The organism is Streptomyces sp. NPDC054765, assembly GCF_053612065.1.
The window spans coordinates 74,723-89,253 of sequence record NZ_JBSHBP010000007.1 but is presented as its reverse complement, the minus strand read 5'-3'; the positions used below and the strand labels follow the sequence as shown (position 1 = coordinate 89,253).

Genomic DNA, 14,531 nt, shown 5'->3' with positions numbered 1-14,531 from the left:
CATCTGTCCAACACCTGCCCCTCCTTTGTCCATAGGCGCACGCCCCGCACGCGCAGCACGCTGTCCGCCGACAGGCAGTGCAGCAGGCACGAAGGAGGACAGCGCGCGTGAACGAGCAGACAGGCACCCCGCGCGGACCCAGCCGCAGAAAAGTTGTCGCCACCACCGCGCTCGCCGGGGCCGCCGGCGCCCTGCCGCTCGGCGCGCACCCCGCCACGGCCGCACCCCACGCCGACGAGGCGGTGCTCCGGTCCGACGCGCTGGAGGTCCGTGTCGACACCGCCTTCCCCCGCATCGTCTCCTACACCCACCGCGCCACCGGCGCCGTCCTGCACGGCCAGGACACCCCCGTCACCCAGGTCCTCATCGACGGCACCGCCCACACCCCGCACGTCACCCACCGCACCCGCGCCGACCGCGCCACCTACACCCTCGGCTTCGACGGCGGCGCCGGCCTCACCGTCGAGATCGCCGTCCGGGGAGAGGCGACCACCTGGCGGGTCACCGGCATCACCGACACCCCCGCGCTGCGCGTCGGCACCCTGGAGATCCCTGACCTCGCCCTGCTGAGCGTCCGCAGCGACCAGCCCGGCGCCGCCCTGCTCGCCGCCCGGATCGAACTCGACAAGGCCAAGAGCGGCGACACCCTGGTTCAGGTCACCGACAACACCCCCGCCGAGTCCGCACCCACCGGCTGCGCCTACGCCGTCGTCGCCACCGACGAGCTGGCCGGCGCCATCGAGACCAACACCTCCTACGACATGCCGGCCGGAGCCACCACCTGGGAGAACGGCCGGTTCCGGCGGCAGATCACCCGGGGCGACGGCTTCGTCAGGGCGCAGCTGTCCTGCGGCCAGTGGACGCACCGGGCGGCCGGTCAGCCGGCCCCACGAGCGGGAGGTGCCCCCATCGCCACCGACCCGCTGCCGTACGCGACCGTCATCGTCACCCGCGACCGCAACGGCGACGGCCGCATCGACTGGCAGGACGCCGCCATCGCGCTGCGCGACATCATGGTCATGCCGCTGGGCGCCGGCGAACAGCATCTGCGGGTCGTCCCGCACATCCCGTTCAACTTCGCCAGCCAGGCCACCAACCCGTTCCTCGCCACCCTCGACCACATCAAGCGGATCGCCCTGGCCACCGACGGGCTGCGGCAGTTCACCCTCCTCAAGGGCTACCAGTCCGAAGGCCACGACTCCGCCCACCCCGACTACGGCGGCAACTACAACACCAGGGCCGGCGGCCTCACCGACCTCAACACCCTGCTCCGCGCCGGAAAGAAGTGGAACAGCGACTTCGCGGTGCACGTCAACGCCACCGAGTCCTACCCCGTCGCCCACGCCTTCTCCGAGGAACTCGTCGACAAGAACGACAAGCAGTGGGACTGGCTCGACCAGTCCTACCGCATCGACGCCCGCCGCGATCTGGTCTCCGGCGACATCGCCCGGCGCTTCGCGCAACTGCGCAAGGAGACCGACCCCGCGCTGAACACCCTCTACCTCGACGTCTTCCGCGAGTCCGGCTGGAACTCCGACCGCCTCCAGCGCCAGCTGCGCGACCAGGGCTGGCAGATCGCCACCGAATGGGGCCACGGCCTGGAACGCTCCGCCCTGTGGTCGCACTGGGCCAACGAGACCGACTACGGCCCCGACACCTCCCGCGGCATCAACTCCCGGCTGATCCGCTTCCTGCGCAACCACCACAAGGACGTCTTCGCCGACAAATGGCCCACGCTGCTCGGTTGTGGCCGGATGGGCAACTTCGAGGGCTGGGTCGGCAAGACCGACTGGAATGCGTTCTACAAGATCATCTGGACCGACGCCCTGCCCGCCAAATACCTCCAGGCGTACCCGATCAGCACCTGGGGCCCGCACGAGATCACCTTCGAGGGCCCCACCAAGACCTCCGTCAGCGATGCGGGCGGCACCCGCACGATCACCACCGACGGCCGGCCGGTCTACGACGACGGCACCTACCTGCTCCCCTGGGAACCCCGCCGGGCCACCGACCCGCACCGGCTCTACCACTACAACCCCCGCGGCGGCACGACCACATGGACCCTGCCCCGCGGCTGGTCCGGCATCCCGGCCGTACACGCCTACCGGCTCACCGACCAGGGCCGGACCGAGGAAACCCGGATCCCCGTCCGCGGCGGCAGGATCACCCTCACCGCCCGGCCCGGCGTGGCCTACGTCGTCCACCGCGGCAAGGCCTTGGCACAGCGGGACCCCGCCTGGGGTGAGGGCACGCCCCTGACCGACCCCGGCTTCCACTCCGGGAATCTGGCCGGCCGGCAGGTCACCGGCCCCGCCTCCGTCCAGCTCAGCAAGGCGGGCGACTACGAACTGGTCATCGACGCGGGCCCCGCCGCCACCGTCGCCCAGAAACTCACCCGGCTCGCCCCCGGCAGCTACGCCGCCTCGGTACAGGTCGAGGTCGGCGCCACGGCGGGCGAGCGGCGACGGGCCGCCCTGGAGATCCGTACCGCCGACGGCATCACCGCGGCCAACTGGACCGACACCTCCACCGCCGGCAACTACGTCGCCGCCGACCGGAAGTCCGGCACCCGCTTCCAGCGCCTCTTCACCCGCTTCACCGTCCCCGAGGGCGGCGGCCCGGTCACCCTCACCCTCACCGCGGCGGCCGGCCGGGCCCGGGTCCGCTTCGACAACCTCCGCGTCGTGGCCGCCGAACCCACCGCCGAGAAGGGCGCCCTGGCCTACGAGGACTTCGAGCACGTCCCCCAGGGCTGGGGCGTCTTCGTCAAGGGCGACGCGGGCGGCAGCACCGACCCCCGCACCCATATCGCCCAGCGGCACGCCCCGTTCACCCAGCGCGGCTGGAACGGCAAGGCCGTCGACGACGTCCTCGACGGCGGACAGTCGCTCAAGTCACGCGGCGAGAACACCGGGCTCGTCTACCGGACCCTCCCGCACACCGTTCGCTTCACCCCCGGCCGCCGCTACCGGGTCACCTTCCGCTACGCGAACGAAAAGGCGGGCCAGTACGCATGGATCACCGCCGTCGACGAGCCCGCGCCCCGCGAACTGACCCGCACCCCGCTGCCCGTCGCCGGCCAACCCGCCACCCACACCTACGAGTTCACCGCACCGGCCCACGGCGAGGCATGGGTGGGGCTGCGCAAGGTGGCCGACGACGGGGCCGCGGAGTTCGTCCTCGACACGTTCGAGGTACGTGAGGTGTGAGGTACGCGAGGTGTGACGCACCGTGTGGGGGGTGCGGCGCCCCGCCCCCCACACACACCTCTCAGCGTCCCGCCGCACAGGGATACAGACCGGGCGCCCCCGCCTCTTCCCCCACCAGCGCCGGGGCGCCCTCCCACTCCCACAACAGCAGCTCATTGGCGCCCTCGCGCAGCACCGGACCCGGCACATACAGGGTGCGCTGCGGCCCCAGGGCCCAATAACGCCCCAGACAGAAACCGTTGATCCAGGCGACACCATGGCTCCACCCCGGCAGCGCAAGATCGGCGTCACCGGGCCGCCCGGCCACCGTCACCGTCCCCCGGTACAGCCCCGCCGCCCCGCCCGCCCCCGCCACCGCCCGGAACGGGACCTTCGCCAGCGCCCCGGCCTCCTCCATCGCGTCCAGCCGCAGGCCCCGCGACCGTACGCCGTGCAGGAACTGCCGCTCGTGCAGCAGCCCGCCCACGATCCCCTTGGACTCACCGAGCCGCGGCCCGTAGTTGACCCGCCCCAGCGACGCCACCCACAACTCCACCGACGCGGGCCCGGCCACCTCCCCGATCACGGCGTCCTCGGTGTCCACCACCGGTCCGCGCACCCCGTCGACCCACACCACCGCCCGGTCCCGCAGCCCGCTCACCCGCAGCGGATAGCGGCCCCGCGGCCCCGGCACCGCCACCCGGTAGCGCACCACACCCCGGTCCACGCCCAGCTCCTCGAACGTCGCCGGACCGCCCCCCTCGACCTCCGCACCCCCCAGCGCCTCCATCACGTCCCCCGCCGGCGCCCACTCCCCGACCACCGCACGCGCCGGTGCCGGCAACACCCGCGGCGGCTCCGGCACCGGGGGCAGCGGCCCGTCCGCCCACCCGGCGAGCACCTCCCGGAACCGCCAGAACTTCTCCGTGGCACGCCCCCGTTCATCGACCGGCGCCTCGTAGTCGTACGAGGTGACCGTCGACCGCAACGGCCCGTCCTGCAGCTCGCCCGCCCGGTTCGCCCCCGCCCACCCACCGAAATTCGTCCCGCCGTGCGCCATATAGATATTGACCGACGCCCCGCACTCCAGAATCTCCCGCAGCGCCGCCGCGGCATCCTCCGGAGCGCGCGGCACCTGCGTCCGCCCCCAGTGCGTGAACCACCCGCACCAGAACTCCATGCACATCAGCGGCCCCTGTGCCTGATGGCGCCGCAGCACCGCCAGCGCCTCCCGGGCCCCGGACCCGAAGTTGACGGTGGCCAGCACGCCCGGAACCGCACCACCGCTCAGCATGTGCTCCTCGGGCCCGTCCGAGGTGCACAGCGGCACCCGCACCCCCAGCTCACGCAGCCGGTCCACCAGCCACGCCAGATACGCGGCGTCGCTGCCGTACGAGCCGTACTCGTTCTCCGCCTGCACCATGATCACCGGGCCGCCGCCCGGACCGCCAGGCTCTGCCGCCGGTGTGCACTGCCGCGCCACGACCTGCGGCAGCAGCCGCGCGAACCAGGCGTCCACGGCCCGCAGATACTCCGCATCCCGCGTCCGCACCCGTCGCCCCAGCGGCCCGGTCAGCCACTGCGGCAGCCCCCCGTTCTCCCACTCCGCGCAGATGTACGGCCCCGGCCGGACGATCGCCCACAACCCCGCCGCCCGCACCGCGTCCAGGAACCGCCCCAGCGCCTCCGGGTCCTTGAACTCACCGGGCCGCGGCTCGTGCAGATTCCACGGCACATAGGTCTCCACACAGTTCAGGCCCATCGCCCGGAGCATCGCCAGCCGGTGGTCCCACTGCGCCTCGTGCACCCGGAAGTAGTGCAACGCCCCGGACAGCAGCCGCACCGGCCGCCTGTCCAGCACGAAGTCCCGCTCGCCCACCTCGAACCGCGTCACGTCACCCGCCCTTGAGTCGTCTGCCGTGCGCCACCGGCCGGGCGCTCACGGTCACCGGCCACCCTTGCCCTCTGGCGGTGTGACGGTCCATGGACAAAGATCGGCTGCGATTGGACGGTTCGGCGGTTCGGCGGTTCGACGGAGCGGTACGGAGCGGTACGGAGCGGTACGGAGCGGTACGGAGCGGTACGGAGCGACGGGAGGTCCGGGCATGTACCACACCTGGATGCGCTACTTCACCCCGAGCCCGGTCCACCACCGGCTCGGCCTGGTGTGCCTGGGCGTCGGCCTCCAGCACGGCACCCTGCCCACGGTCGGCCCGCGCACCCTCGACCACCATGTCGCCATCGTCATCAGCGCCGGCCGCGGCTGGTTCACCGCCCCCGACGGCCGGCGCCGCGTCGTGACCGCCCCCGCCCTGCTGTGGATCGTGCCGGGGGTGCCGCACCACTACGGGGCCGACCCGCAGACCGGCTGGGACGAGAGCTTCGTCGACTTCACCGGCCCGGCCGCCGCGACCTACACCGAACTCGGCTACATCGAACCGGACCGCCCGCTCGTACCGCTCGCGGACACCGGCCCGGCCCGGACCGCCATCGGCCGGATCGCCCGCGCGGCGCGGCGCGGCAATCCGCTCCTGGAGGTGGAGACCTCCGCCGCGGTCCACGAACTCCTCGTCGCACTGCGCCGGGCACGGGCCGATACCGACGCCGACGGCGACCCGGTCCTCCAGGCGCTCGCCCGGGACGCGTTCCTGCCCCTCTCGGTCGCCGAGCACGCCGCCCGGCACGGCATGACCCCCGCGGAACTCCGCACCGCCGTACGACGCGGAGCCGGCTGCAGCCCCAAGGACTACCTGCTGGGCATACGCCTGGGCCGGGCCAAGGAACTCCTGGTGGGAACCGAACTCCCGGTGGCGGCCGTGGCCCGCCGGGTCGGCTACGACGATCCGGCGTACTTCAGCCGCCTGTTCACCCGCCGGGTCGGCACCGCCCCCGTACGCTTCCGCGACCGCCAGATCCGCAGCGTGCCCGGCGGCTGGTCCACACAGATCCCGGACCCGGATGACCCACCACTGGTCAGGGGGTGGAACGGCTGAGAGGGCTTGCCGGGGCTGTCACGGGACCCCACACGGCGCCGGCCCCCACCAAGCCGGACGGCACACACGAAACACCAGCCACGAGCCCCCGCCCCCGCCGGCCGGACCGTACGAACGACCGCCAACGCCCAACCCCCACCCCCCCCAACCCCAACCCCCAAACCCCAGTGCACCAGCCACCACCCGTACGGCAGCATGACGTCATGCCCGCACTACAGCGCGACGAGGCGCAGACCCGAGCCCGGCTCATCGACGTCCACCGTTACGACATCGCACTCGACCTCACCCGGGGTGAGGACCGGTTCGGCTCCCGTACGGTCATCCACTTCGCCGCGCGCGCGGACGGCGACACCTTCGTCGAGCTCAAGCCCGCCGAGCTGCACTCCGCCACCCTCGACGGCCGCCCCCTCGACCCCGCGGCGCTGGACGGCAACCGCCTCCCGCTCACCGGCCTCACCCCCGGCACCCACGAACTGCGCCTGGACGCCACCATGCGCTACTCCCGCACCGGCGAAGGCATGCACCGCTTCACCGACCCGGCCGACGGCGAGAGCTACGTCTACACCCAGCTGTTCCTGGACGACGTCCAGCGCGTCTTCGCGGCCTTCGACCAGCCCGACCTCAAGGCCGTCTTCGCCCTCACCGTCAACGCCCCCACCGACTGGTCCGTCCTCGGCAACGGCCTCGCCACCCAGGGCGACCCCGGCCACTGGACCCTCGCCCCGACGCCGCTGATCAGCACCTACCTCGTCGCCGTCGCCGCCGGCCCCTGGCACTCGGTGCGCACCGAACACGCCGGACTGCCCTTCGGCATCCACTGCCGCCGCTCCCTGGCCCCGCACCTCGACGCCGACGCCGAGGAGATCCTCGACGTCACCCGCCGCTGCTTCGACCGCTACCACCAGATCTTCGACGAGCCCTACCCCTTCGACTCCTACGACCAGGCCTTCGTCCCCGAGTTCAACGCCGGCGCCATGGAGAACCCCGGCCTGGTCACCTTCCGCGACGAATACGTCTTCCGCTCCGCCGTCACCGACACCGAACGCCAGTCCCGCGGTGTGACCATCGCGCACGAAATGGCCCACATGTGGTTCGGCGACCTCGTCACCCTCCAGTGGTGGGACGACATCTGGCTCAACGAGTCCTTCGCCGAATACATGGGCTACCAGGTCCTGGCCGAAGCCGCCCGCGGCGGATCCGAGGGAACTCCCCCCAGAACGTGGGGCACCGACACCTGGACCAAATTCGCCATCGCCCGCAAGAGCTGGGGCTACAACGCCGACCAGCGCCCCTCCACCCACCCCGTCGCCCCCGCCCCCGAAGACGTCCCCGACACCGCCTCCGCGCTCCTCAACTTCGACGGCATCTCCTACGCCAAGGGCGCCTCCGCACTGCGCCAGCTCGTCGCCTGGATGGGGGAGAAGGACTTCCTCGCCGGCATCAACGACCACTTCGCCCGGCACCGCTTCGGCAACGCCACCCTCGCCGACTTCATCGACTCCCTCTCCCGCGCCACCGACCGCGACGTCCACGCCTGGGCCGAACGCTGGCTGCGCACCACCGGAGTCGACACCCTCACCCCCGTCGTACGGGAAGCCGCGGACGGCCACTGGAGCGTGTCCGTCGAGCAGACCGGAAGCCAGGACGGCACCCGCCCCCACCGGCTCACCCTCGGGCTCTACGACCACGACCGCACCACCCCGGGCCGCCTCGTCCCGCGCGAGCCGCTGTCCCGGGACGTGCCCGACGACGGCACCCACTCCGCCACGGGCGGCCGCCCCGCCCTGCTCCTCCTCAACGACCGGGACCTCACCTACGCCAAGGTCCGCCTCGACCCGGTCTCCTGGGACACCGCCCTCGGCGCACTGTCCGGCCTCCCCGACCCACTGACCCGCGCCGTCGTGTGGAACGCCGCCCGCGACATGGTCCGCGACGGCGAACTCGCCCCCACCGCCTACCTCGACGCCGCCCGCGCCCACCTCCCGTACGAGCCCGACCTCGCCCTCGTCCAAGGCGTCCTCGCCTTCGCCCGCACCCAGATCGCCGACCGCTACCTCCCCACCGACCGGCGCCACACCGCTCTCGCCACCCTCACCGCCCTCAGCCGCGACATACTCCGCCGCACCGAAGGCCCCGAACACGGCTCCGAAGCAGGGCTGCGGCTCACCGCCGTACGCGCCTTCATCGACAGCGCCACCACCCCCGAGGGCATCCAGGACTGGCTCGACGACGGCAGCGTCCCCGGCGGCCCCCGCCTCGACCCCGAACTGCGCTGGCGCATCCTCGCCCGGCTCGCCACCCTCGGCGCCGCGCCCCTCGGCGAACTCCGCGCCGCCATCGACGCCGAACTCGCCCGCGACCCCAGCGCCACCGGACGCGAAGGCGCCGCCCGCTGCCACGCCGCGCTCCCCGACCCGGCCGCCAAACAAGCCGCCTGGGACGCCCTGTTCACCACCGACGACAAGACCGCGCTCTCCAACTACCTCTTCACCGCCACCGCCGACGGCTTCTGGGCCCCCGAACAGCTCGACCTGCTCCGCCCCTACGTCACCCGCTACTTCACCGACGTCCCCGCTCTCGCCGCCGCCCGCGGCCCCGCCCTCGCCGAAGCCGCCGGCCGCCACGCCTTCCCCGCCGTCTTCGTCGAGGACCACACCCTCCAGCTCGGCGAGGCCTGTCTCACCGACGGCGACCCGACCCCCGCACTTCGCCGCAAGCTCACCGACCAGCTCGACGATCTGCGCAGGGCGCTACAGGTACGGGCCGCGGCCGGGAACGACACCCCCTAGCTCACGGTTCGGGTGCCGCCGCACCGGCAGGCCGGCGGCACCCGAAGGCACCCGAACATCTGCGGTACACCCGTACCACTTACGGGTGGTATGACCGCAACCAGTGGATACCAGCTGTACAGGGAAAGTAACTTAGGGCCACCTAAGGGCTCGTCCGCATGGGACCGACGCCCCAACTCCCCTGACAGAAGAGCACATTGATGACTGTGCCCCCTGCCGGCACCGCCCTCGCAGGCGGCACCAACGGCCCCCGCGCACTCCGCCCCCTCCTCGACACCGTCCTCGACGCCCTCACCACCGGCGCCGAGGACCGCGCCGGCCCCCTCCCGCCCGGCGGCCCCGACGCCGTCACCCGCGCCGTACACGACGCCTGCCACCCCCTGCTCCCCGACCACGGCACCGGCCCGCACGCCGCCCTGCGCACCCTCGTCCACACCCTCGCCGCCGGCGCCGCCGACCCCGCCGACCCCCACTGCGCCGCCCATCTGCACTGCCCGCCACTGGCCCTGGCCACCGCCGCGGACCTCGCCGCCGGCGCCCTCAACCCCTCCATGGACTCCTGGGACCAGGCCCCCGCCGCCTCCGCACTGGAGACCCTCACCAGCCGCGCACTCGCCGCGCTGGTCTACCCCCGGGCCGCCGAGCCGGACGCCCTGATCACCACCGGCGGCACCGAATCCAACCAGCTCGCCCTCCTCCTCGCCCGCGAAGCCGCCGCCCCCGACGGCACCGCGACCGACCCGCACCGGCCCGCCCGCCCCCTCCAGGTCGTCTGCGGCGCCAACGCCCACCACAGCATCCACCGCTCCGCCTGGCTCCTCGGCCTCCCCGAACCCCTCACCCTCCCCACCCCCGACGGCATCCTCACCCCCGACACCGTCCACACCTGCCTCGCCAACCTCGCCGGACGCACCGGACCCGTCCTCCTCACCGCCACCGCAGGCACCACCGACTCCGGCGCCATCGACCCCCTCCCCGCCCTCGCCGACGTCGCCGCACGACACGGTGCCCGCTTCCACATCGACGCCGCCTACGGGGGAGCCCTCCTCTTCAGCGACACCCACCGCAGCGCGCTCCACGGCCTCGCCCGCGCCCACACCGTCGCCCTCGACCTGCACAAACTCGGCTGGCAACCCGTCGCGGCCGGCCTCCTCGCCGTCCCCGGCCCCGCCACCCTGGCCCCCCTCGCCCACCAGGCCGACTACCTCAACGCCGACGACGACACCGAAGCCGGCCTCCCCGACCTGCTCAGCCGCTCACTGCGCACCACCCGCCGCCCCGACATCCTCAAAATCGCCGTCACCCTCAAAGCCCTCGGCCGCCACGGCCTCGGCGAACTCGTCGACCGCACCCTCGCCGCCGCCCGGACCCTCGCCGACCTCATCGAGGCCCACCCCCGCTACGAACTCCACTCCCGCCCCACCCTCAGCACCGTCCTCTTCCGCCCCGCCGGCACCGACGACACCACCCTCGCCACCATCCGGCGCACCCTCCTCACCGACGGACAGGCCGTCCTCGGCCGCGCCACCACCCCCACCGGCCTCTGGCTCAAAGCCACCCTCCTCAACCCCCACACCCAACCCGGAGACCTGACCACCCTCCTCACACTCGTGGAAGGCCACACCCCCCGATGAGCACCACCCCGCACCCCGAAACCCCCCTCACCACCGACACCACGAGCCCCGACGAACCCCTCGACCTCGCCGGCATCGGCATCGGCCCCTTCAACCTCTCCCTCGCCGCCCTCGCCCACCCCCTCACCCCCCTGCGCACCGCCTTCTACGACCAGCGCCCCGCCTTCCACTGGCACCCCGGCCTCCTCATCGACGGCGCCACCCTCCAAGTCCCCTTCCTCGCCGACCTCGTCACCCTCGCCGACCCCGCCAGCCCCTGGACCTTCCTCAACTACCTCAAAACCCGCGAACGCCTCTTCCCCTTCTACTTCGCCGAGCGCTTCCACATCCACCGCGCCGAATACGACGCCTACTGCCGCTGGGTCAGCGAAAACCTCCCCGCTCTCCGCTTCGGCCACCAGATCGACGCCGTCCGCTGGAACCCCGAACACGAAGTCTTCGAAGTCGACTTCACCCAGCTCGACGCGGAAGGCGAAGCCGAAGCCCTCGGCCGCACCTACGCCCGCCACCTCGTCCTCGGCATCGGCACCACCCCCCACATCCCCGTCCCGCTCCGCCCCCTCGCCGAAGCCCCCGCCGTCCCCGTCATCCACTCCGCCGACTACCTCGACCACCGCGAAAGCCTGCTCGCCGCCGACCACCTCACCGTCATCGGCGCCGGCCAGTCAGGCGCCGAAATCTTCCTCGACCAGCTCCGCGCCCGCCCCGCCGGCCGCGAAGGCCTCCACTGGCTCGCCCGCACCCCCGCCTTCGCGCCCATGGAATACAGCAAACTCGGCCTCGAACACTTCACCCCCGACTACACCCGCTACTTCCACGCCCTCCCCGAACGCGTCCGCAACGACCTCGTCCCCGGACAGTGGCAGCTCCACAAAGGCATCGACCACGACACCCTCGGCGCCGTCCACGACGAGCTCTACCGCCGCACCCTCGACGGCGGCTGGCCCGACGCCACCCTCACCCCGGGAGTCTTCGTCCGCACCGCAGGCCGCGTCGGCACCACCAAAGTCGAACTCCACCTCGACCACACCCAGCAAGGCACCCGCTCCCGCCTCACCACCGACGCCGTCATCCTGGCCACCGGCTACCGCGAACGCCGCATGGACACCCTGCTCGCCGCCATCGACCCCTACGTACGCCGCGATTCCGGCGCCCGCCCCCGCATCGACGCACACCACCGACTCGTCCTCGACCCCGCCGTCACCGGCTCGGTCTACGTCCAGAACGCCGAAACCCACACCCACGGCGTGGGCACCCCCGACCTCGGCCTCGCCGCCTGGCGCAGCGCCACCATCCTCAACTCCCTCACCGACAACACCCCCTACCCCCTCCCCACCCGCACCGCCTTCACCACCTTCGGCCTCCCCCAGCCGTCAACGGGACGCACCGGCATGGTCCCCCGCCAGGGCTCCACCCTCGTCCCCCGACGCTGACCCGCCCCGCGCCTCCCGCCCACGTCAACTCCGTGCCGCGGCGCCGGGCCCACAGGGGCGGGGCAGCCGCGGACCCGGACGAGACCACGGCCACCCCCGACACCTCAACCAGGCATCACGCACCACGAACCACGCACCGCACGCCCACCCCGAAACCCGGAGCCCCCCATGACCACCGACGACACCCCCACCACCACAGGCACAGGCATCACCCCCACCGCCCTCCCGTACGGCACCCCCGACACCCCCCGCCTCGCCGTACGCGGCGAAGCCGGCCTCGACGTCGACCCGGAAATCGCCCGCATCGCCGTCACCATCAGCGCCCGCGGCACCGACCGCACCGCCGCCCACACCGACCTCACCCGCCGCAACGAACAAGCCCTCACCCTCATCAAGAGCTACGGCGACGCCCTCGAAAAACTCGAAACCGGCACCTTCAGCCTCACCCCCCAGCTCACCGAGAAAGGCCGCCACGAACGCATCCGCGCCTACCACGGACGTGTCACCCACACCGCCACCCTCAACGACTTCACCGCCCTCGGCGAACTCACCACCCGCCTCGCCGACCTCGACCTCACCCGCGTCGACGGCCCCTGGTGGGACCTGCGCCCCGACTCACCCGCCCACCGCAACGCCCGCACCCAAGCCGTCCGCGAAGCCGTCCAGCGCGCCCGCGAATACGCCGAAGCACTCGGCGCCCGCCTCGACGCCCTCCTCGAAATCGCCGACCTCGGCGCCGAGAACACCGCCCCCGCCGCCCCCGCCATGCGCTCCTTCGCCGGTTACGGCGGCGCCACCCAGGAATCCGCCCCCGCCCTCGACCTCGCACCCCAGCGCCAGGCCGTCCACGCCCACGTCAACGCACGCTTTACGATGACCCGTCCCGCACTGTGAGACCACGCGCACGAGAATGACATTCCGCTCATCGGAGCGCCCTCGCGCGCATTCCATTACTTGTCAACAGCCTTTCACCAAGCGCTCGTTGAGCAGTCACTTCCCTACCGTTACCTACCGCCCGGTAAGTCATAGAGTCGAAACATGCGCCGAGCAAAGATCGTCTGCACACTGGGACCCGCCACCGACTCGTACGAGCAGATCAAAGCCCTCGTCGACGCCGGAATGAACATCGCCCGCTTCAACCTCAGCCACGGCACCTACGCCGAGCACGAAGCACGGTTCGACCGGGTACGCAAAGCATCCGAAGAAACCCTCCGCAACGTCGGTATCCTCGCCGACCTTCAAGGTCCGAAGATCCGACTCGGCCGATTCCGCGAAGGCCCGGTACTTCTCGAACGCGACGACGAGTTCACCATCACCGTCGAACCGTCCGTCGAAGGCGACCGCCAGATCTGCGGCACCACCTACCACGGCCTCGCCACCGACGTCACCACCGGCGAACGCATCCTCGTCGACGACGGAAAAGTCACCCTCGAAGTCATCGGTGTCGACGGACCCCACGTCCGCACCAAGGTCATCGAAGGCGGCATGGTCTCCGACCACAAGGGCCTCAACCTCCCCGGCGTCGCCGTCTCCGTCCCCGCCCTCTCCGAAAAAGACCAGGACGACCTCCGCTGGGCCCTGCGCTACGGCGCCGACATCATCGCCCTCTCCTTCGTCCGCAACGGCCGCGACATCGAAGACGTCCACCGCATCATGCGCGAGGAAAACCGCTTCCTCCCCGTGATCGCCAAAGTCGAAAAACCCCAGGCCGTCGACAACATCGACGACATCGTCGCCGCCTTCGACGGCATCATGGTCGCCCGCGGCGACCTCGGCGTCGAAATGCCCCTGGAAACCGTCCCGATCGTCCAAAAGCGCGCCATCAAACTCGCCAAGCGCAACGCCAAACCGGTCATCGTCGCCACCCAGATGCTCGACTCGATGATCGACAACTCCCGCCCCACCCGCGCCGAAGCCTCCGACGTCGCCAACGCCGTCATCGACGGCACCGACGCCGTCATGCTCTCCGGCGAAACCAGCGTCGGCAAATACCCCACCGAAACCGTCAAGACGATGAGCCGCATCGTCGAAGCCGCCGAGGAAGACCTCCTCGCCAAGGGCCTCCCGCCACTCACCGAGGCCAACAAGCCCCGCACCCAGGGCGGCGCCGTCGCCCGCGCCGCCGCCGACATGGGCGACTTCCTCGGCGCCAAGTTCCTCGTCGCCTTCACCCAGTCCGGCGACACCGTCCGCCGCCTCTCCCGCTACCGCTCGCCCATCCCGCTGCTGGCCTTCACCCCCGACCCGGCCACCCGCTCCCAGCTCAACGTCAGCTGGGGCGTGGAAACCTTCCTCGGCCCGACCGTCAACTCCACCGACGAGATGGTCGCCCAGGTCGACGAACAGCTTCTGCGGATCGGCCGCTGCCAGAAGGGCGACGTCGTCATCATCACTGCCGGCTCCCCGCCCGGAGTCCCCGGCTCCACCAACCTCGTCCGCGTCCACCACATCGGCGAGGACGACTCCCCGAAGTAGCCCCACCCGCACCGCGCTC

The 14,531-nt window shown here is 72.0% G+C and carries 8 protein-coding genes; 7 read left to right on the top strand and 1 reads right to left on the bottom strand.

Going from position 1 to position 14,531, the window contains the following annotated elements:
• The first annotated feature begins 107 nt into the window (after positions 1-107).
• The gene (locus tag ACWGJY_RS07175; protein ID WP_453259770.1) at positions 108-3,209 is read left to right on the top strand and encodes an endo-alpha-N-acetylgalactosaminidase family protein; all 3,102 of its coding nucleotides are present in this window, start codon (positions 108-110) and stop codon (positions 3,207-3,209) included.
• Between the two features lie 61 nt (positions 3,210-3,270).
• Here ACWGJY_RS07175 and ACWGJY_RS07170 read toward each other — a convergent pair whose 3' ends face one another.
• Entirely contained in the window at positions 3,271-5,082 is a 1,812-nt protein-coding gene (locus ACWGJY_RS07170; RefSeq protein WP_453259769.1) for a beta-galactosidase, read from the bottom strand.
• Between the two features lie 211 nt (positions 5,083-5,293).
• Here ACWGJY_RS07170 and ACWGJY_RS07165 point away from each other — a divergent pair, with 211 nt between their 5' ends.
• The 6 genes from ACWGJY_RS07165 to pyk all read left to right on the top strand — a co-directional run bounded on the left by ACWGJY_RS07165 (position 5,294) and on the right by pyk (position 14,512).
• Positions 5,294-6,181, top strand: a complete 888-nt coding sequence (locus ACWGJY_RS07165) for a helix-turn-helix domain-containing protein (protein ID WP_453259768.1) — start codon at positions 5,294-5,296, stop codon at positions 6,179-6,181.
• Positions 6,182-6,384: 203 nt separating this feature from the next.
• Positions 6,385-8,970, top strand: coding sequence for an aminopeptidase N (gene pepN, locus ACWGJY_RS07160; RefSeq protein ID WP_453259767.1), 2,586 nt, complete (start codon positions 6,385-6,387; stop codon positions 8,968-8,970).
• 200 nt (positions 8,971-9,170) lie between these two features.
• Complete coding sequence (locus ACWGJY_RS07155) at positions 9,171-10,604, top strand: pyridoxal phosphate-dependent decarboxylase family protein (RefSeq protein WP_453259766.1); 1,434 nt, start codon at positions 9,171-9,173, stop codon at positions 10,602-10,604.
• A complete protein-coding gene (locus ACWGJY_RS07150) occupies positions 10,601-12,037 on the top strand; it encodes a lysine N(6)-hydroxylase/L-ornithine N(5)-oxygenase family protein (RefSeq protein ID WP_453259765.1) in 1,437 nt (478 codons plus the stop codon). Before ACWGJY_RS07155 ends, ACWGJY_RS07150 begins: the two co-directional genes overlap by 4 nt.
• A 168-nt stretch (positions 12,038-12,205) precedes the next feature.
• Positions 12,206-12,931 (top strand): SIMPL domain-containing protein, encoded by a 726-nt coding sequence (locus ACWGJY_RS07145; RefSeq protein WP_453259764.1) that lies wholly within the window; start codon positions 12,206-12,208, stop codon positions 12,929-12,931.
• Positions 12,932-13,075: 144 nt separating this feature from the next.
• A complete protein-coding gene (gene pyk / locus ACWGJY_RS07140) occupies positions 13,076-14,512 on the top strand; it encodes a pyruvate kinase (RefSeq protein WP_453259763.1) in 1,437 nt (478 codons plus the stop codon).
• Positions 14,513-14,531: the final 19 nt, after the last annotated feature.